The organism is Kitasatospora sp. NPDC094016, from assembly GCF_040304045.1.
Taxonomy (GTDB): Bacteria; Actinomycetota; Actinomycetes; order Streptomycetales; family Streptomycetaceae; genus Kitasatospora.
In genome coordinates this window covers 82,973-102,451 of record NZ_JBEOUK010000028.1, presented here as the reverse complement: position 1 = coordinate 102,451, position 19,479 = coordinate 82,973, and the positions used below count along the sequence as shown (strand labels likewise).

The 19,479-nt window shown below is 75.5% G+C and carries 12 protein-coding genes; 1 reads left to right on the top strand and 11 read right to left on the bottom strand.

Going from position 1 to position 19,479, the window contains the following annotated elements:
• Positions 1–3 precede the first annotated feature (3 nt).
• Together ABT015_RS24445 and ABT015_RS24440 are read right to left on the bottom strand one after the other, a co-directional pair.
• Entirely contained in the window at positions 4–861 is an 858-nt protein-coding gene (locus ABT015_RS24445; protein WP_350882494.1) for a class I SAM-dependent methyltransferase, read from the bottom strand.
• Positions 858–3,446, bottom strand: a complete 2,589-nt coding sequence (locus tag ABT015_RS24440) for a lantibiotic dehydratase (protein ID WP_350882492.1) — start codon at positions 3,444–3,446, stop codon at positions 858–860. The genes ABT015_RS24445 and ABT015_RS24440 overlap by 4 nt, the downstream gene beginning before the upstream one ends.
• Positions 3,447–3,586: 140 nt before the next feature.
• Here ABT015_RS24440 and ABT015_RS24435 point away from each other — a divergent pair, with 140 nt between their 5' ends.
• Complete coding sequence (locus ABT015_RS24435; RefSeq protein WP_350882490.1) at positions 3,587–4,765, top strand: M20 family metallopeptidase; 1,179 nt, start codon at positions 3,587–3,589, stop codon at positions 4,763–4,765.
• Positions 4,766–4,872: 107 nt separating this feature from the next.
• Here ABT015_RS24435 and ABT015_RS24430 read toward each other — a convergent pair whose 3' ends face one another.
• The 9 genes from ABT015_RS24430 to ABT015_RS24390 are packed head-to-tail and all read right to left on the bottom strand — an operon-like array spanning position 4,873 to position 19,474.
• Positions 4,873–5,550, bottom strand: a complete 678-nt coding sequence (locus ABT015_RS24430) for a VOC family protein (protein WP_350882488.1) — start codon at positions 5,548–5,550, stop codon at positions 4,873–4,875.
• Positions 5,550–6,653 (bottom strand): NAD(P)/FAD-dependent oxidoreductase, encoded by a 1,104-nt coding sequence (locus tag ABT015_RS24425; protein WP_350882486.1) that lies wholly within the window; start codon positions 6,651–6,653, stop codon positions 5,550–5,552. The genes ABT015_RS24430 and ABT015_RS24425 overlap by 1 nt, the downstream gene beginning before the upstream one ends.
• Positions 6,625–7,782, bottom strand: coding sequence for a hypothetical protein (locus ABT015_RS24420; protein WP_350882484.1), 1,158 nt, complete (start codon positions 7,780–7,782; stop codon positions 6,625–6,627). Before ABT015_RS24420 ends, ABT015_RS24425 begins: the two co-directional genes overlap by 29 nt.
• Entirely contained in the window at positions 7,775–9,040 is a 1,266-nt protein-coding gene (locus tag ABT015_RS24415; protein WP_350882482.1) for a metallopeptidase TldD-related protein, read from the bottom strand. The genes ABT015_RS24420 and ABT015_RS24415 overlap by 8 nt, the downstream gene beginning before the upstream one ends.
• A complete protein-coding gene (locus tag ABT015_RS24410; RefSeq protein WP_350882480.1) occupies positions 9,037–11,328 on the bottom strand; it encodes a lantibiotic dehydratase family protein in 2,292 nt (763 codons plus the stop codon). Before ABT015_RS24410 ends, ABT015_RS24415 begins: the two co-directional genes overlap by 4 nt.
• Positions 11,325–12,785 (bottom strand): hypothetical protein, encoded by a 1,461-nt coding sequence (locus ABT015_RS24405; RefSeq protein ID WP_350882478.1) that lies wholly within the window; start codon positions 12,783–12,785, stop codon positions 11,325–11,327. Before ABT015_RS24405 ends, ABT015_RS24410 begins: the two co-directional genes overlap by 4 nt.
• Before the next feature lie 8 nt (positions 12,786–12,793).
• Positions 12,794–15,109: a lantibiotic dehydratase family protein gene (locus ABT015_RS24400; RefSeq protein ID WP_350882477.1), complete on the bottom strand. Its 2,316-nt coding sequence runs from the start codon at positions 15,107–15,109 to the stop codon at positions 12,794–12,796.
• Entirely contained in the window at positions 15,106–17,682 is a 2,577-nt protein-coding gene (locus tag ABT015_RS24395; RefSeq protein ID WP_350882475.1) for a hypothetical protein, read from the bottom strand. The genes ABT015_RS24400 and ABT015_RS24395 overlap by 4 nt, the downstream gene beginning before the upstream one ends.
• A 4-nt stretch (positions 17,683–17,686) precedes the next feature.
• Positions 17,687–19,474 carry a hypothetical protein gene (locus ABT015_RS24390; protein ID WP_350882473.1) on the bottom strand — a complete coding sequence of 596 codons (1,788 nt, stop codon included), beginning with the start codon at positions 19,472–19,474 and terminating at the stop codon, positions 17,687–17,689.
• Positions 19,475–19,479: the final 5 nt, after the last annotated feature.

Below are 19,479 nucleotides of genomic sequence, written 5' to 3'. Positions count from 1 at the left end.
CCGTCAGCGAACGGCCAGCACGGTCCTGGTCGGGCAGGAGAACTCCAGGGAGCCGTCCGGCCCCGCGAGCACCCGCAGCGCCTCGCGCGCCTCGTCGGTCGCTTCGGCCACCCGCTCCGTGGGCACCAGGTCCCACTGCACGCGGGTGGTCACGGTCCTGGTCCACGCCAGGTAGTCGTCGACGGTCTCGAAGCGGGAGTCCGCCGGGACGTGGCGGATCCGCACATCGCTGAAGCCGGCGGCGAGGAAGGCGGCGGCCGTGGACTCCTCGCCGGCCAGCGGGCCGCCGAGGCCCAGGACCACCTGCCACGGGTCGTCCACACCCTCGGGGAGGTACGTGGCGAGCACTCCGGAGAGGATCTCGGCGGACTCCCAGCCGGTGGCCAGCCTGCCGTTCTCGGTGGGGAAGGTGGTCGCGGCGAACCTGCCGCCGGGGCGCAGCGCCGCGGCGGCGCAGGACAGGGCCTTCTCCGCCTCGGGCAGCAGGAACAGGACCATCCCGGCGCTCGCCGCGTCGAACGGCTCGGCGAAGGCGAAGTCCTGGGCGTTGCCCGGTTCGGCGCGGGCCCAGCCGGCGACGCCGCGGGCCGTGATGTCGGCCGTGCAGGCGTCGACCATGCCCTGGGCCTGGTCGATGCCGAGCACGAAGCCCTCCGGCCCCACCGCGTGGGCGATCGGGAACAGGCAGGCGCCGCGCCCGCAGCCGATGTCGAGCACCCGCTCGCCCGGCGAGAGCTCCAGGGTGTCGGCGATCATCTTCCCCAGCGGGTGGAAGATCATCTGGCCGGCGGACTCGTACTGCTCGGCGGCCTTGTCGTAGGCGTCCCTCACCAGTGAGGTGATGCGGAGGTCCTCGGTCATGACGCGCTCTCTTCCTGTTGTTCCGGGGTCGGCGGATCGTCGGACGTCACCGGCCGCACGATGCAGCCGAGACGGAATTCGGCACAATGCGTTTCGTCCGCCACGCGCCACCACAACTGGTCCGGGGTGGGCAGCATTTCGGACACGACGACTTCCCCTCCGGGAAGTCGCGCGATATCGATCACCGACAGCGGATCGGCGAAATCGACGTACAGCGGCTTGGGTTCGGCCGGATGCTTCACGTAGACGTGGCGCGGAATCCCCCGGGCGGCCCGGATCCGCTGCACGGACAACCACTGGGCGACGGTGTCCGCGGTCTTCTCCGGAGCCCTTTCCGGAATGCTCAGCCGCCAGCGGGCGCGCTGGACCACGACACCGTCCACCACGATCCTGGGGGTGTACGCCCCGAGGTCCACCGGCACCGGGACCAGCGCGGGTCTGGACACCGCGCGGTGCAGCGTCGACGACAGGTCGCCGGGGTGGAGCAGCCGGCGCCGGCCGCCCACCACCACCGCGTCGGCCGAAGCGGGCACGACGGCGTCCGCGATCGGCACCACGTCGGCCCGGTCCTTGCCGGAGAGGCCGCTCAGTTCGATGGCGGCACCGGGGAGTTCGGGGGTCACATGGGCGCTGCGCCGGCGCGAGACGATGGTCGCGGCGGTCCCGGGCGGCACGGCTCGCGCCACCCGCTCGGTGAAGCCGGCCCACAGCCCGTCCGGGTCGCTGTGCAGCGGACGCTCCAGGCCCCCGAAGATCGAGCTGCAGTCGTCGTGCAGCTCCGAGAGCACCCAGTCGGCGGTGGCCGGGTCCGGGCCCGCCACCATCAGGTCGGGGCTCGGCAGGCAGGCGTCGTCGGGGCCGTACGTCACGGTGTCCCACAGCGGCGCCAGCGCCTCGGCCAGTTCGCTGCCGCTCAGCTCCACGACCGGGGGGCGGCCGTCGGCCGCTCCCGCGGCCTCCACGGCCCGCCCGACCAGCCGGCGCAGCACCGCGTCCAGCCGGTCGCGGCGCGGTGAACGGGCGGGTATCTCCCGTGCGGCCAGTGCGGCGAGCGGCGCCGGGGCGCCCCCCAGCTCGGCGCGCAGGGCGTCGCGGGCGTCCTCCCTGGCCAGCAGCGCCGCGAGGAACACCAGCGGGAACACCGCCTCGGTGACCTCCCGGATGCGCTCCACGACCGGCGCCCCGAAGCCGACCCGCTCGCTCAGCGGACTCGACCTGTCCTCGTGGAACAGCTCGCGGTCGGCGTAGTGCCGCCCGCCGTCCTGCGAGACCCGCCCGCCGTCCGCCGCGCGGGCCGCCCGTACGGCGAGGAGGTGCGCCGCCCGCTCGGGCCAGGGCGCCCGCGCGTAGGTGTCGCGGACCTGCGCCAGGTTCACCACCGTGTCCGCGGGGTGCTCGGCCGCCAGCCTGGTCAGCGCGTGCAGCTCGGTCGCCGGCAGCCGCCAGGGGGAGACGACCAGCGCCGGTCCGAGTGCCTTCACCAGCCCGGCGGCGTACGCGTCGTCCGACCCCGCCCGGTGCGGGGGCGGCACGGGGCCGGCGGCGCCGACGAGCGAGTCGAGCAGGCTCCCCGGCGCCGCGGCGGCGGCACTCCACAGCGCCAGCGCGGGCCCCGCGACCTTGAACCTGCGCCCGTCCACGGCCCGTTCCAGCACCGGGGACGAGTCCGGCCGGCGGAACAGCGGACTGGGCCACACGCGCTGCCGCGCCAGCGGCACCTCGCGGGCGGCCTGCTCCCGCAGCTCCTCCACCAGCCAGGCACTCGCCTCCACCACGACCTTCTCGCGGCCGGGCGCGCCGACCAGCAGGGTCTCCTCCTGCCCGGGCACCAGACGGCCGAACAGCACCGGGCCGAAGAACGAGACGGTCTCGCACTTGGTGGCGAACCGGCGCAGATAGCGGTGCAGGGTGTCGACCCGGCGGCGCAGGGTCTGCGGCAGGGCGCCGCCCCCGTCCCGCGCCTGCGCCCAGCCAGGGTGCGTCAGCGGCGGGGTCTCCAGGGCCGTGTGGTGGAACGAGGGGTTCGACACGAACACGGCGTGCCCGAAGTCGTCGCGGCCGGCGGCCCGCGCGGTGTGCAGCCGGGCCCGCAGCAGGGCCGCCTCCAGCTCGGTCCCGGCCGCCGCCAGCCGCTCGTCGAGCGCGGCGACCAGGGCGTTCCAGCGGGGCGCCCAGTCCGGCGCGCCGGTCGCCGCGAGGACCGCCGCGCACCGCTCGTCCAGGGGTATGCCCCCGTCCACCAGCCGGCGGCAGCTCTGGAGGGCCCGCAGCGACCGCTGGCGCGGTTCGACCGTCCGTACGGCCTTCCGCAGCCCCGGCCACAGCTGGTCCAGGAAGTGCGCGCGCTCGGCGGCGACCGCCTGCTCCGCCGCGAGCACCCCGGCGGCGGTGCCGAGCAGTTCCTCGGACGCGAGCCCGTCCAGGAGTCCGGCGGGGAAGCCGGTGGCGCGCAGCAGCGACCAGGGCATCGTCTCGACCGAGAGCTCCCCGTCGCCCGCCCGCACGTTCCAGGTGAGTGACGTGGTCGGTGACGTGGTCGGTGAGGCTGTCGGTGACGTTGCCAGTGACGTTTTCGGTGACGTCATGTCAATTCTCCAGACTGGTCTCGCTTTTCGCCGGAGACTCCGGTAGGAAGGAAAAGGCCAGGGAATTGTCCGGCCGTCCGGCCGGTGGCGATCCCGGTCATTCGGAGGGGAAAGAGAAGATGCGAATCTCGTCTCGGATCATGCGTGGCTGTCGCGAAAGCGTCGAACGCGCCGAACACGAACTGATAGCGCTGTCGAGGAGTATTCACGCCGAGCCGGAGACCGCGTTCGAGGAGCACCGCAGCGCCGCCAAGGTGAGCGGCCTGCTGCGGGACGAGGGGTTCGAGGTGGTGCCCGGCGCCGGCGGCCTGGACACCGCGTTCACCGCCCGCTACGGCAGCGGCCCGCTCACGGTCGGGCTGTGCGCGGAGTACGACGCGCTGCCGGGCCTCGGCCACGCCTGCGGCCACAACATCATCGCCGCCTCGTCGGTGGGCGCGGCCCTGGCGCTGAGGGACGTGGCCGACGACCTCGGCATCACCGTCATGGTGCTGGGCACCCCGGCCGAGGAGGAGGGCGGCGGCAAGATCGCGATGCTGGAGGCCGGGGTCTTCGACGAGGTGTCGATGGCGATGCTCGTCCACCCGGCCCCCGAGGACAACTGCGCTCCCCGCCCCCTCGCCCTGGTCGAACTCGAAGTCCGCTACACCGGGCGCGAGTCGCACTCCGCCCTCGCCCCGCACCTGGGCGTCAACGCCGCCGACGCCCTGACCGTGGCGGAGGTCGCCGTCGGCGTGGGCCGCCAGCACTTCGAGCCGCGGCAGCAGGTGCACGGCATCGTGACCCGGGGCGGCGAGGTGCCCAACGTGGTCCCCGCGCACACCAGCGCCCTGTACAACCTGCGGGCCGCCGACATGGAGTCCCTGGGGCGCCTCGAAGCGCGCGTCAGGGCCTGCTTCGAGGGCGGCGCCGTCGCCACCGGCTGCACCCACGAGGTCCGCTCGACACCCGCGTACGCCGAACTGGCCCACGACCCGTTCCTGGTGGCGGCCTACCGGGCGGCGGCGACCGAACTGGGCCGCCCCCTGGTGTCCCCGGAGGAGGAGCGCGCGATGCCCACCGGCAGCACCGACATGGGCAACGTCAGCCGGGTCCTGCCCAGCGTGCACCCCAGCATCGGCATCGACAGCGGCGGCGCGGTCAACCACCAGCCGGAGTTCGCCCGGGCCTGCGTGGCCCCGGCCGCCGACCGGGCGCTGCTCCAGGCGTCCGTCGCACTGGCCTGGACGGCGGTGCAGGCCGCCGAGGACGACCAGGCCCGGGAGCGGCTGCTCACGGCCCACGCGGCTCGTCGTGACGCGGGCCGCACGGCCGGCTGACCGCCGCCGTCCGGACCTGCCCGGCCGGGCGGGTCCGGACGTCCCGGCCGCGGCGGTGCTGCGGCCGGGGCCGCCCGGTGCTCCCGCGGGTGCGGGGCGTGCGGGGGTCACGGAAGCCGCACCACCGTCTCGCCCTCGGCGGTGTCGATGTGCACCGCCGAGACGCGGGGGCCTGCCGCGGGGTCGACGAGGACGTCGAGCGCGGCGAGTCCGGGCCACCGGTCCGCCCAAACCCGCTCCCGCTCCGGCGCCGGGCCCGTCTCCAGGCGCCGCAGCGACGTCGGGCACACCCGGTGCCCGGCCGCTTCGAGGTCGCCCGGCACCCGTGCCGCGCGCGCCTGCGGGTCGCCGTAGCTCAGGAAGAACGGCAGCACCCGGCTGTGCCACGACAGGTCGAACGCCGCCTCCGCCCACGGCACGCGTCGGCCGTCGGCCCGGACGGACTCGCCGCGGTAGAGGTCCGGATCGGCGCCGGTGACCGCCTCCACCTCGCGTGCGGTGGACTCGATGTCGTCGGTCAGCGCCGCCCAGGTGAGGAAGTCCGGCCCGTCGGCGGTCCGTTCCAGGAACAGCCGGCCGAAGTCCTCGCCCGCCAGCCGCCGTTCGTCGTGGGTGACGAGCAGTTCCAGGTACTGCACGTCGGGCGTGTCGAAGGGCACCACCCAGCTCGCCGTGCCGTCCGGGTTGGGGCTGCCGTCGGTGATGCCGAACCCGTACTGGTCCCACAGCAGTTCGCGCAGCGGCTCGATGGTCCGCGCGCCGAGGATCACGTGGTCGATGCGCATCAGGAGGCACCGCCCAGGGCGTGCGAGGGACACATGCTGTACGGCAGGGCCTCCCAGTCGTCGCCGACCAGGCCGGCCGCCATGCCCTTGCCGGTGGCGCGCGCCGAGAGCAGCCCGTGCCCGGCGTGGCCGGCCGACAGGAAGATCCGCTCGTGGCCGGGCAGCGCGCCCGCCAGCGGCCGTCCGGTGCCGGACACCGGGCGCAGCCCGGCACGGAGTTCCACGGGCACCGAGTCCGCGAGCCCCGGCATGACGGTCGTGGCGAACCGCAGCAGGTTGGCGATGCCCTGGGTGGTCACGTGCTCGGCGAACCCCGTGTCCTCCTCCGTCGCGCCGACGATCACGTCGTCGCCGACCCCGGGCGCGAGGTAGTAGGCGGAGGACAGGATGCAGTTCAGCTCCTCGTCGGTCCGCAGCACCGCCATCTGCCCGCGCTGCGGCCGGACTCCGGTCGCCTCGGCCAGGCCCTTGCCCGAGCTCCAGGCGCCGGCGGTGATCACCACCCGGTCCGCGCGGAGCGTCCCGTCGGAGGTCACCACCGAGACGGCCGCGCCCTCCTCGCGCACCTCCCGCACCGTGACGCCCTGTCGCCAGTCGACGCCCCGGGCCAGGCACCGGCGCCGTACGGCGTCCAGGTAGCGGCGGCCGTCGATCATCAGCCCGTCCGGGTCGAGGAGGTAGCGCCTGCTGGTCGGCAGCTTGAGCCCGGGCGCGGCCTGCGCGAGGGCGCCGCCCTCCACCCAGTCGCCGACGCCGAGCCCGCTCAGCACGTCGCCGTGGGCCTCCACGTCCGTCTCGCGCAGCGCGCGCAGGATGGGCCTGGCCACGCTGAACGCGCCGTACTCCGGCTCCAGCCGGGCGACGTCGGCGTCCAGGTCCCGTTTGGCGGTCCGCAGCCAGTCGTAGAACTCCCGGTCGGTGAGGTAGCGCAGCGAGGGGACCGCCACCCCCGCCGCGCGGTTGGTCGAGTGCCCGGGTTCGGCACCGGAGTCGAGCACCCGGACGGAGGCCCCGCTGTCGCTCAACTCCTCGGCGAGGCAGGCGCCGACGATCCCTCCGCCGATGAGCGTGAAGTCAGGGGGTGATGACGGTGACGACGGCATGTCCTGCACCTTCCATTTCGGCCGCGCCGGCGAGTACCAGCGAGCGGGTGGTCACGTCGCTGTCGCTGTGGACAGCCACGGGTGGGCCGGCCAGGCCGCGGGCCTGGCGCAGCAGGTGGACGGGTTTGCCCCGCAGGGCGAGGCGGAACCAGCCGCCGGGCCGGTCCGCGACCCTGGCCAGGCACTGGAGCCGGACGGTGCCGTCGCCGTGGTAGCGCTGGAGGCCCTCCACGCACCAGACGAGTTCCACCGCGTCCGGGGGCACCTCGGCCCGGGGCCCGCCGAGTTCGAGCCGGGACAGCGGCGGCGGGCCGAACCCGCCGGTGTCGTGGTCCCACACGGCCCGGCCGAGCGCGATGCCCTCGGCGAGCGGGGGCGGCGGGCAGATCCGGCCGCCGTCGACCAGGACGGTGGGCAGCGCCGGGTCGCCCCGGTCGTCCAGCCCCGAAGCGTCCAGCCCCGAAGCGTTCTGCCCCGAAGCGTCCTGCCCCGGCCCGTCCAGCCCCGAAGCGTCCAGCCCCGACTCGGGCGGAGCGGACGGCAGATCGGTCAGGGTCAGCTGCGGCAGGATGCGCCGCCCCGCCAGCCGGGCGGCGGTCGCGCGGCCCCCGCGCGAGGTCAGCGAGAAGGCCGCACCGGCCACCAGCACCGACGCCGCGGACGGCCGCAGCAGCACCGGCCGCTCGCGCCAGTCGTCCGGCGGGTCGACCGGTACGAACGGCCCCGAGAGCGCCCCGAGTTCGTCCCAGGGCAGCGCCTCCACGAGCCCGGCCGGATCCCCCGGGCCGCTGGTGCCGAGCAGTACGGGACCGCCGGGGGTCTCGACGCGGGCCAGCAGCTCGGCCCGCCTGGACACCGGCAGGCCGTCGCCGTCACGCCACTCGTGGACCTGCGCCACCGCGCTCTGGAGCCCGGCGACGGCCGACGCCGTCCGTTCGGCCGCCTCGGCGAGCAGCAGCCCGGTCTCCTTGCCCGCGTCCTGGTCCGTCGACCCGGCGACCCGCCGGGAGCCGGTGACCCGGCCCGTCGCGTCCCGCTCGACGCGCAGGGTGTCGAGCGAGACGGTCAGCCGCGCCGCGCCGCGGGTGGGCGTGAAGATCCCGGAGGCACGGGTCCTGGTCTCAGCCACGGGCCACCGCCCGCAGCCCGACGAGCCCGGCCGGCAGCCGGAATCCGGCGTTGGCGAACGACACCGGCACCGGGTACTGCCCCAGCTTCCCGCAGCCTCCGGTGGCCCGCAGGTAGGAGGCGACCCGGTGCTCGTAGGGCCGCAGGCCCGCGAGCACCCGCGCTCCGTCACCGGTCACCGTCAGCGGGCCCAGCCGGGCGGTGCTGCCGTCGACGCGGTGCAGCAGCGAGAACGGGGCGTGGAAGACGAAGGCGCCCGAGGCGATGTTCATCGTGTCCAGCCGCAGCCCGTACGGGGCGATCCAGTCGCCCGAGGGCGGCTCCGGCTCGGCCGCGGGCTCGATCAGGGCCACGGTGTGGGTCATCCGGGGGATCGCCGGATGCCGGTAGCTCTGTTTGCGCCCGTGGCCCGTGCCGGGGCCGCCGCCGAGCAGGGCGGCGAGCGCCCGGTCGGTCATCGGCCGCCCCACCGTGCCCCGGTCGATCAGCCGCAGGGTGCGGCACGGGGTGCCCTCGTCGTCGAACGGGCTGCGGTAGCCCGGCCCGTCGTGCGCACCGCCGTCGAGCACCGACAGCCAAGCGGGTGCGACCGGCCGCCCGGCACGCGCCCCGAGGTAGCTCGTTCCGGACGCGACCACGTCGGCCTCCATCGGGTGTCCGACGATCTCGTGGAAGAACGCCCCGGCGAGACCGGGCAGCAGCACGAGGTCGGCGCCGTACGGGAGTTCGGCGGCGAGCGGCAGCGCGAGGCGTTCGCGCACCGCGTCGGCCGTCCGCACGGCCGCGTCCCTCAGCCCGCCCGGGTCGGACCCCGCGGGGGCGCACAGCAGCGACCGGGAGTGGACGGTGCCGTCGTCGCCGGTCAGCCTGGTCTCCAGGGTCGTGACGATCCGCTCGGTGGTGGCGACGCGGTCCGCGCCGCCGGCGGCGACGTGCTGCTGGGCCACCCCCAGGGTCAGCTCCGCGCCGGTCTCGGCGGCGATCCCGGCGAGCTCGGCGCGCAGCTCGGGGGTCAGCTCGAACAGCGGCCGCTCCTGCACCTCGCGCAGCGCGTCGGCGGCTTCCGGGCCCGCTACGGCGGTGCCCGAGGCCAGCAGGTCGTCGCCGTCGGCGAAGCGGTGCTCGGTGCAGCCCCGGTCGAGGTGCCGTTCGACGCTCATCCCGCGCATCGAGGTCCGCTCGGTGGAGACGGTGCCGTCCGGGAGCACGTCGGCCCGCATCCGCAGCGAGTGCTCGGCGAAGAGCGTGGTGTGCGTCATCGCGTGCCGCTCCCGTCGCTGTTGCCGCTGTTGCCGCCGCAGCTGCCGATGATCTGCATCCGCAGCTCGCTGGTGTAGCGCCGGCCCTCGCCGTCGCGCAGCCACAGCTCGTCCGGCCCCGGCGCCATCCGCTCCACGCCCAACTGCTCGGCGCCGCGCGCCACATGGCTGACCAGGTCGGCCGCGAGCGGTGAGGCCAGGTCGATCAGGTACGGCTTGCGCTCATGGGCGCTGCGGCAGAAGACGAACCGCGTTCCGGTGTCCCGGGCCAGCCTGCGCAGCGCGAGGAACCGCGCCTCGGGTTCCGGTGCCGCGAGCGCCGCGGTGGGCACCTGCCACCGGGACCGCTGCAGGACGACCGACCCCAGGGCCACTTCGGGCTGCGCGTCCTCGGTGGTGAAGGTGGGGTGGAGCACCTGCGGGTGCGAAAGGGCGGCGATCGGGGCGTACTTGACGAAGTCGCTCAGCGGGACGTACGCGCTGACCGCCCTGCCGTCCGGATCGTGCAGGGTGACGTCGTGCGGCCCGATGCGGACGGTGAGGTCCTCCGGCTTCAGCAGCTCCGGCTGATCGTGGTCGGTCCAGGTCAGCGGGCGCATCGCGACCTCACGGCCGGGGAAGCGGTAGTAGCCCTTGTTGCGGCGCCCGAAGTCGAGGCCGACGACCGCGCCGTCCTGCGCCGCCGTCCAGGCGGCGGCGTCCGCGCCGAGCCGGTCCGGATCCGGGTGCATGGTGCCCAGCCAGCTGCGCACCAGCAGGTGGTGGTGGGCGCGGGAGAGGACGAGCGGGGCGTCCGCGCCGAGCCCGGCGGCGTCCGGTGCCGCGGGGCACAGGTCGATGACCGCGTACCGGTCGCCGTCCAGCGCCCCGGCCTCCTCGGTCAGCCGCTCGACCTCGGCCCGCCAGTCGGCGCCGGGGTAGACGGGTGCGTGGGCCGCCTGGAAGGTGCTGGTCGAGTCGGACCGGCTCGCGGCCGCTCGGGTCGCGTACGTGAGGAGGTCCAACTCCGCTGGGCCCGCCCCTCCTGAGGTCCCGTCCTTGAAGGCGTCGCGCACCGCGGCCGCCGCGGCGCGCTGGGCGGCCCGCCCGTGCGCGGCGCACACCTCCATCACGGGGGCGAGCTGCCGCTCCCAGTCGCCGACCAGCCCGGCTCCGAGGGTCAGCGCGAAGGGCGACGCGCACTCCTCGAAGAACACGGCGCGGTCGGCGTACGCCGCACCGGCGCCCCGCCTGGCCGGCCTGCCCGTGAACTCGGTGAACCGCTCCTCCAGGGCGGCGACGGCGGCCGCCTTGCACTCCAGCGGCACCTCCGCCAACTCGCCGATGAGGGAGGAGAGCTCGGCCGTCCGGTCGAGCCACAGCTCGCGGGCCGGTGAGGCGGGCAGCGCGGAGAGCTGGTCCCGCAGGGTCGCGAGCGGCTCCAGGTCGTAGTCGCCGCCGCCGAGGCCGATGGTGACGGCCTCCTCGGCCACCAGCCGCATCAGCGTCCTGGCCACGTCGCGGGCCGGCTGCCCGGCAGCGCGCACCACGTCGCGGAACACCGTTCCGGCCGGGGCCACGAGCGGCAGCAGCGGCTCCCGCGCCGCGTCACCCCGTCCGGTGGAGTGGAACGCGAGATGCGGAAGGATCCCGGGGTCCCGGGCGATCGCCGTGGCCAGCGCACGCGCCGCCCAGTGCGAGAAGAACACCCGGCGGACGCGGGGCACGTCGTCGCGCAGCACGGCGCCCTCGCCCTCGCCCACCGTGCCGTACGCCATGGGCCCGAAGAAGCTCACCGTCTCGTTCTTCGCGCAGAACCGCTGCACGTACGTGAACATCTGCCGGCGCACCCGGCGCCAGCGCGAGGTCAGCGGGCCTTCGTACGCCAGCAGCGGGAGCAGCATGTTGCGGTACGCGTCCGGGTTGGACAGGAACACCGCCTCGGAGACCCGCGGATCCGCGAGCAGGTCCCGCAGCCGCTTTCCGGCCTCGTCGTCGGCCTGCCGGCAGGCGAGCGCGTAGCGTTCCCAGGCGTCGGCCCAGGCGCCCACCGCCCGGCTCCACTGCGCCCCGCCGGACGCTGCCGGCAGCTGCCGCGCCCGTCCGCGCAGCACGTCGGAACGCAGCGACTCGGCGCGGGGCCCGCTGAACCGCGCCTCCACCAGCTCCAGGACGGTCCGCTCGCGGTCGAGCAGCTCGTCCGCGAGTTCCAGCAGGGAGTGGGGCGCGCCCAGCTCCTCCAGCCAGTCGAACGGCATTCCCGCATGGCGCAGGATGAACTCCCGCCCGATGCGCCACTGTCGGCTCACTGGCTCCTCCGCATCACACCGGCCTGGATCAGCCGATCGGTCAGTTTCCTTCGGGCTCCGTCGCCGATCCGGTCCAGGACGGCGGTGTCGCCGGACGAGAGCCGCTCCACGACCGGCGTCAGCTTCGGGTGCAGCCGGAACGCGCTGCCCGTCCGCAGGTTCACCACGAACGAACCCGGGCCCTGGCCGTCCGGGCCGGGCCCCTCCCCGGCCACGACGGCGGCCGACGGCTCCCACACCGCCGTCCCGTCCGGTGCGGCGAGCACGCAGCAGGCGAAGCGGCCGGGGAACAGGTCGGCCACAGTGCCGAGTTCGGCGTTGAGTGTGCCGATCGCCGCGGTGCGCGCCGTTTCGTCGAGCGTCCCGGGCCCGCTGAACCGGTCCCAGCGGGGCAGGTCGTTGCCCGGGGCCGGGTGCCGGACCAGCGGCACACCGCCCCAGGTCTGCGGTGCCGCCCCGCCCCGGGCCGTCGGCAGTCGGAACGGGCTGAGCCCCGCGAGCCGGGGGCCCGGCCCGGAGAGCAGGCCCCGCGCCGCGGCGCCGGTCTCCTCGGCACTCACCCCGGGCGCCCCGACCAGCAGTTCGACCCGGAGCAGGGCCCCGCCCGCCGCGTCCAGGACGGCCCGCAGATCGGTACGGCGGCCGTCCGCCCCCGTCACCTCGGCCCAGGACTCCAGCCGTGCCACGGTCAGCGCCGCGCCCCGGCACTCGCGCCACGCCCCGGCGGGCAGCGCCGCCGCCTCGTCCGGGGCCAGCCAGCCCGCCCAAGGCGCGCCGGCCGGCCGGTCGGCCGCGCGGCGGACCCAGCGGACCGGCGTGCCGTCCCCCGACCACTCCTTGCCCAGCCGCCAGGCCGGAGCCCAGTCGTCGAAGCCCGCCGCCGCCGAGAACGGGGCGAGCGCGCGCAGCGCCTCCCGGTGGGCGGTGGCGAAACGCCCGCACAGCACGACCCGTGCGGGGCCGAGCTCCTCCAGGAGTACGGCGGCCGCCGGGAGTTGCTGGTCGGTCTCGATCACCACGTGCACCCGCCCCTCCGGGGCCGCCGCACGTGTCCACCGCGCCTCGGGCCCCAGCAGCTCGGTCCGCCGCGCGGCCAGCACCACGTCGGCCCCGCACTCGGTGGTCCCGCCGACGAGTTCCACGTCGTCCGCGGCCAGCCGCAGGGCCGGATCGGCCTCGCCCGCCAGCCGCAGCGCCATGCCCATGGCCCGCAGCCGGCCCGCGGCCCGGCCGCCCCGCGCGGTGACCCGTGCGGCGGCCCGCGCGAACAGCGCCCTGGTCCGGTTCTCCGCGGGGTCGGCCCCGCCGCGCCTGCCGAGGTCGTAGTCCTCGGCCAGCGCGGCGAGTGCCCCGGTGCCCGCGAGGCGCGCGACGAAGTGCGCGTTCGCGTCGATCAGTTCGTCGTCCGCCCCGAGCTCCGGTTCCAGACTCGGATCGAACAGGGGAGGGAGCACCACCCGGCGCGTCACCGCTCACCACCGCCCCGCAGATACACGCAGCGCAGCTCGGAGGCGAAGCGCAGCTCCCCGTCCCGCAGCCAGGCGTCCTCGGGCGCGGGCAGAGTCTCGGACAGCAGGAGCTGTTCCGCCGTGCCCGCCAGCCGGGCCATCCCCTTGAGCAGTTCGGGGCTCGCGGTGTCCACGTACACCGGTTTGCGTTCGGCCGGTGACTTCGCGAAGAAGCGGTCGGGCAGGCCCCGTTCCCGGAGCAGCCGGGCCGTGGCGAGCAGCCGCTCGGCCTCGCACCGGCTGCCGTGCGCCTCCAGCAGCGCCGCGCTCGGCAGCGCCCAGCGCCGCCGGGAGAACACCACGTTGCCCCAGCTCAGCCGCGGCACGTGCGGCAGGTCCGGCAGCACCGGGCGCCGGATCCGGGGCAGTGCCAGCGCGGTGTGCACGGCGGTGTCGAGCTCGCCGTTGTGGAACAGCAGGCTCCGGCCCGGGTGGGTGTCGCCGCGCAGGACGACCCGTTCGCCGTCGCTCTCCAGCCACAGCTGGTCCAGGCCGATCCGCTCCCGGTCCGGGCCGGCCCTGCCGCCCAGTTCGAGCGCCACCCCGGGGAACTCCAGCGGCGGCAGCCCGGTCGTACGACGGGAGATCACGTTGACGGCCACCTGGTCGCCCAGGGCCCTGCGCACCCCGGCGTCCCGCTCGGCGAGCAGCGCCGCGGCGTCCGGATGGAACTGCAGCGCCCACGGGGTGAGCAGCGCCGCGTCGTGGATGTCGCCGAGCACGAGCGGGGTCACCCCCGGCTGGTATCCGGCCAGGTCGGGAGCCGCGATCAGGACGTCGATGGAGCACAGCACCGGGGCGGCGGGCGGTGGCGGTGCGGCGAGCAGCCCGGCCACGTCGAGTTCGGCCCGGTCCGCGCCTTCGGCCTCGATCACCCGGCTCAGCTCGGCGCCGAGCTCGCCGCCCGGCTCGATGGCGAGGTCCGCGCACTCCCGCAGCGCCCGCAGCAGCGGGATGCGTCCCGCTCCCAGCCGGGCCGCGACCGCCCGGTTGGTGCGGACGCGGGTCGCCTCGGCCTCGTGGGCCAGCAGGTCGAGGACCGGCGCGACGGCGTCGCACATGTCGCGGGCCAGCGGTCCACGGACCTCCAGCCCGGCCGTGCCGACGGCGGCCTCGTGGATGACGACCCGGTCGTTGTAGAAGCGGCCGCGTTCCGCCGAGCGGTCGGCGACGGGCAGCAGCGCCTCCAGTTCGGCCTGGACGGTCAGTTTCCGCTCGGGCGGCGACGACGGGTAGCCGTCGAGCAGTTCGAGCACCTTCACCAGCAGGGCCCGCACCCCGGCCGCGCGGGCGGCCGTCCCGGTGTCCGAGGCGTCGATGCGTTCCAGGGTCCAGCGCAGCGGGTCGACCACGGTCGCCGGCGGGCACAGGGTGTGCGTCAGCGTCCCCTTGGCCACGGCGGCCGCGAACGCCTCCACGGCCTCCAGGGCGTCGGCGCCGCACCCGGACGCGATCCCGGCCACCGTCCGTACGCCGTCGGCCTCCCGCAGCAGCGCCGCGCCGACGCCCCTACCGCGGGGCGGCCCCGTCATCGTCTTGCGCACCGGCGCCAGCCGCTCGGCCAGCGCCGGATCGCCCAGCAGCAGGCCTTGCACGGCGTCGTTGACCCGGGCCGCGGTGTGCGCCTGGCGGACCGGGATCGCCGTGTGGCCCTCCCAGTCCAGTGCCGTGACGGCGTCGGAGCTGGGGTTGAGCCTGCCGTAGTTGATGGGCCCGAAGAAGCTCATCGTCTCGCTCTTGGACGCCAGCCGCTGCGCGTAGGAGGCGAGTTGGCGCCGGATCCGGCCGCCGGCCGCACCCCGTGCGAGATCGCGGTGGACGGCGGGCGACGAGCAGACGATGGCGTCGTTGACCCGCGGATCGGTGCGGACGGCGGCGAGCGCCTCGTCGACCGCCGCCGTGTCGGCCTCGACGGTGGCGGCGAGCCGCTCCCGCACCGCGCTCACCCGCTCCGCCGCGGCGTTCCACTCGGCCAGCCAGTCGGCGGGCAGGTTGTCCGACGCGGGCAGCGGCCGCAGGCCGCGCAACCTGGCCTGCTGGCCCCGGGACAGCCGCCCCGCCGGGTGCAGCCGGGACGCCACGCCGGCCGACCGGGCCTCCAGGGCGAACAACTCCTCGATGAGCAGACGGGTCCGTTCACAGGCCAGTCGCTCGACCATCTGCCAGGGGAACCCGGCGCTGCGCAGGACGACCGTGGGCAGCAGCTCCCAGCCGTGCCGCCGCGCCGCCGATTCCTGTGGCGACGGGTCGGATCGGTCGGATCGGTGGGTCATGACGATGCTCGCTTCATGGCGATCCGGAACTCCGAGGTCACGGGGGCCCCGCCGTGGCGCAGCCACAGCGCGTCCGGCGCCGGCCTCATCTCGGCCAGCGACACCGTCGCGCTGTCACCGGCCAGCACCATCGCCACCAGTGCGTCGACGGCCAGCGGACTGTCCAGGTCGATTCCGACCGGTTTCGGCTCGTGCGCGAGGGAGGCGAAGCAGAACCGGGGCACCTGGTGCCGGGCCCGCAGCGACTGGACGGCGAGGAAGGCGGCGGCGGGGTCGCGCGCCGCGTCGACCCCGAGGTCGGCCCGGTCGAACCACCAGCGCGCCCGCTGCACGAGCAGGTCTCCGACCACGATCCTCGGCGCGAAGTCCCCGATCCGCACCAGCGGCAGCCCCACGCCGGGTGCGGCGAAGGCCCGCAGGTGCACGTGGTCGTCCTCGCCGGCGTACAGGGTCAGTTCCCCGTCCGGGGTGCGCAGCCGGGGCGTGCCGTCCACCAGGACGACGGTCAGGTCGGTCAGCGGCACGGTCCGCTCCCGGTCGTCGGTGGCCACCGAGGTGATCTCGATGAAGCGGCCCGGGAACCAGTCGGCCACCAGGCCCTTGTGGCGCCTGCGGCGGATCACCGTGGCCAGCCGCTCGGGGCCGCCCCACGGTTCGAGACCCGCCGCGAAGTCGCCCAGCATCCGGTCCTGCTCGTCGCTGAACAGCCCCTGCGAACCCCAGGCGAAGACGTACGGGTGCAGCTCGCCCAGCACCAGCAGCTCGCCGCCGTCCTCCCGGCTCTCCAGCATCAGGTCCGGGCTGACGAAACGGGGCCGGCCGGGCTCGGGCGCCAACCCCGCGAGCTCGGCGGGGGAGAGCCGGGCCTCCTGGCCCCGCACGGCGGATTCCACCAGCGCCGCGTAGTCCCGCTTGAACCCGATCAGCGGCCCGGCGAGCCGGTCCAGACCGCCCGCCTCGACCGAGGCGCGCATCCGGCGGATCAGCTCGTCGTACGGCATGGCGCCGCCGCCCGCCTCGCGCAGGATCCCCGCGCACAGCTCGGCCGCCGCGTGCTGCTGGAGCTCGCCGTAGCGGGCGGCCACGTCCAGCACCGGGCTGAGCTCGGACTCCCAGCGCCCGGCCACGTCGCCACCGACCACCACCGGGCTCTGGTCGCCCTTGGCGTCCAGCGACACCACCAGCCGGTCCGCGTACATCCGGCCGCCGGCGCGGCGCGCGTCGACCTCGGTGAGCCGGGTGAAGCACTCCTCGACGCGCTCCAGCGCGGCCGCCCGGGCACGGTGGCCGTCGGCCGCCGCGTAGGCGTCGCCCAGGTCGCGCAGTTCCCGCAGCCGGGCCGGCCAGGCGGTGCCCTGCGCGTAGCGGTCGGCCCAGGAGAGCAGCCAGTCCAGCGGCCGCGCCGCGGTGGACGGCGGCTCGGGCCAGAGCCGGACGGCTCCCGCCTGCCGCAGCCGGTCCAGGACCCGGCGCGTCTGCGCGAGGCCGAGTCCCGCCAGCGCCGCCAGTTCGACGGGGGAACGCCGCCCGTCGACGGCCTCGGCGAGCTGCCACCGCACCCCGGACAGGGTGATCAGGCGGCCGTCGGCGGACTGGATCGTCCCCGTCCCCGACCCCGACCCCGACCCCGTCCCCGACCCCGTCCCCGACCCCGACCCCGTCCCCGACCCCGACCCCGTCCCCGACCCGGGCCCCGTCCCCGGCACCTCGTCCGGTGTCCTGCGGCAGGACGGCATCCAGGCCACGGGCGGGCGGTCCCGCACCTGCGGGTCCGTACCGATGAGCTTGGCCAGCTCGCACACCGCCCAGAACGCGGTCTGCGCCGCCAGGACGTGGTAGCCGCAGGCCGTCTCGGGGCCGAGGACGGTGCCCTCGGCCCCACGGTCGACCCGGCCGTGCACCAGCGGACCGAAGAAGCTGGTCGTCTCGTTCTTCGCGCCGAGCCGCTGGCCGTACAGGTAGACCCGGCGGTAGAAGGACCGGTCCTTGGCACGGTTGCGGCCCGCCGTGCTGTCCTGCTGCTGCCAGCCGTCGACCCAGCGCACCGCCTCGGTGTGGAAGGACGGCGACAGCTGGAGCAGGGCGTCGCACACCCGCTCGTCGCGGAGCAGGTCGCGGACCCGCTCCGGCCGCCGCAGCACCTCCTCACCGAGCGCGGCGGTCAGCCGCTCGCCCGCCTGCTGCTGAGCGGAGTGCGCCGCGCGGTATCCGTCGACCGCCGGTGCCACCGCCGATGCCACCTCCGATGCCAGGTCGCCGCCGCGCGGGTCGTGTTCCACCGGAAGCCGGCGGCCCACCCGGCCGCGCAGCTTCGACAGTTCGCGCAGTCCGGCCCGGTCCCGCTCGCGGTCGGCGCCGGTGACGGACTCGGCGATCGCCTCCTGGAGCCGGGCGCGGCTGCGCTCGAACCGCGCCACCGCCTCCCGGTACTCCGCGGCCGCGGCACCCGCCGGCCCGTCACCGAGAGCGGTCAGCAGGCCGATGCCGAAGCCCGCCCGCCGCAGCAGCAGCCGATCGTAGAGCTGCCACCTGGCCCGCTGTCCCGTCTCCGCCTGGGTCGCATGGTCCGTCATGGCCTCAGTCCTGAAAGTTGATCAGGTCGAACGGGCGGTTGAGCTTGGTCCGCGGCTTGGGCAGCAGCCCTCGCAGGTCACCGCCGTCGGCGACGGCCTTGGCGAGGGCGTCCGCCGCGCCGGGACGGGTGAGGCTCAGCGGCGCCATGGCCGCCACCGACCCGGCCGCGGTCACGGAGCCGGTCGTCATCACCCGACCCGCCTGGGCCAGCGCGATGCGGTACGGGTCGCCCAGCAGCCGCGCCGCGGCCTCGGCACGCTCGTACTGCTCGGCGCCCGTCCTCGCGTCACCGCCGGAGGCGTGCAGCATGCCCAGTTCGAGCCGTACCTCGGTCTCGTGGAAGCGGTCACCCAGCGCGGCCGCGTTCACCAGCGTGGTGTCCAGGTCCGCCAGGGCGGCGTCCCGCTCGCCGACGAGCAGCCGCAGCCCGGCGCTACGGTACGCGTGGTGCTTGCGGAAGCCCGCGTTCGACGAGTCGGCGGCCTGCCTGAACTTCTCCCAGGTCGCCAGGGCCGAGGCGTGCTTGCCCGCCTTCTCCTGGAGCACGCTTATGTTCGAGTACAGGTTGATCCGCAGATGCGCGGCACTGGCGTCGGTCAGACCCGCCATGCAGGCCAGCGCCTGCTTCTCGTGCTCGAAGGCCGCCCCGAGACGCCGCTGCGCGAACAGGGTCAGCCCGCGCAGGTTGTGCAGCCAGCCGCGCTCGCGGCGTACGCTCTCGGCCTCGCCCGGACGTTCCCCGACGACCTCGAAGCCCTGCTCCACCTCGGCGACCGCCTCCGCCAGCCGGTTCTTGCGCTTGGACAGGGTGAGCGCGGAGTACAGGTGCGACTGGGCGCGCAGCTCCGGGGACAGGCCGGCGGCGTCCTCCCGGATGGCCCGGAAGCAGGCGAGGGCCGTGTCCTGGTCCCCGCGGAAGCCCGCCTGGATGCCGAGCACCTTGAGCAGGAAACCGCGTACGTCGGCGGTGCTCCGCAGGATCGCCGTCTCGAACTCGATGGCGTGGACGAGCTCCTTCTCGCGCTCCGCCTCGGCGAGCAGCCCGGGTACGCCCGACTCGGGGATGCCGGCGAGCAGCCCGATCGCCTCGTCGGCGACGACTGCCATGCCCTCCCAGTTCGTGGAGAAGAACGCCCGCCGGCAGTAGGCCAGTGCGGCGGCCACCCGGTCCACGGCGGAGCCCTCGGAGTCCCTTGCCCGCAGGAAGAGTTCGCCCTCCTCGGACACCGGCTCGAATCCGGCGTCGGGAGCCGTACCCAGGTCCACGGCCAGGTCGGCCTCGGTGACCGGCAGCCCCATGCGGCGCAGACAGCGCACCCGCTCCCCGCGGTAGTCGGCGTACCGGCCGACCGGCTCGCGCACGGACGTCGGCGCGTCCAGCAGCAGTTCGGCGCCCTCGACGAGCTGCGCGTGCTCGAAGGCCCGCATGAAGCCGCGCAGCGAGGACAGGTCGGTGCCGCCCATCCCGCTGAGCAGCAGCGGCTTGCCCAACTGCGCGGTGCCCGTGCACAGGGCGGTCGCGGCCACCGTCAGCACGCGGTAGACCTGCTCGCTCTCCCGGTGCAGCCGCCGCTCGGACGGCGCGAGCGCGATCTCCTCCAGCGGCGCGGTGCCGGGCGCGGTCTCGGCGGGAAAGAGCTCCGCCCACTCGGACGGGTGCCCGGCCGCGAGGGCGGTGAAGTCGGCGCCCTCGGCGCGCAGGGCGTCGATGCCCGCGCGCAGCCCCGTGTACGAGGCGGCCGGGCCGGTGTTCACGTCGACCAGGACGGAGTCGGTGGATGCGCGGCTCACCTCGG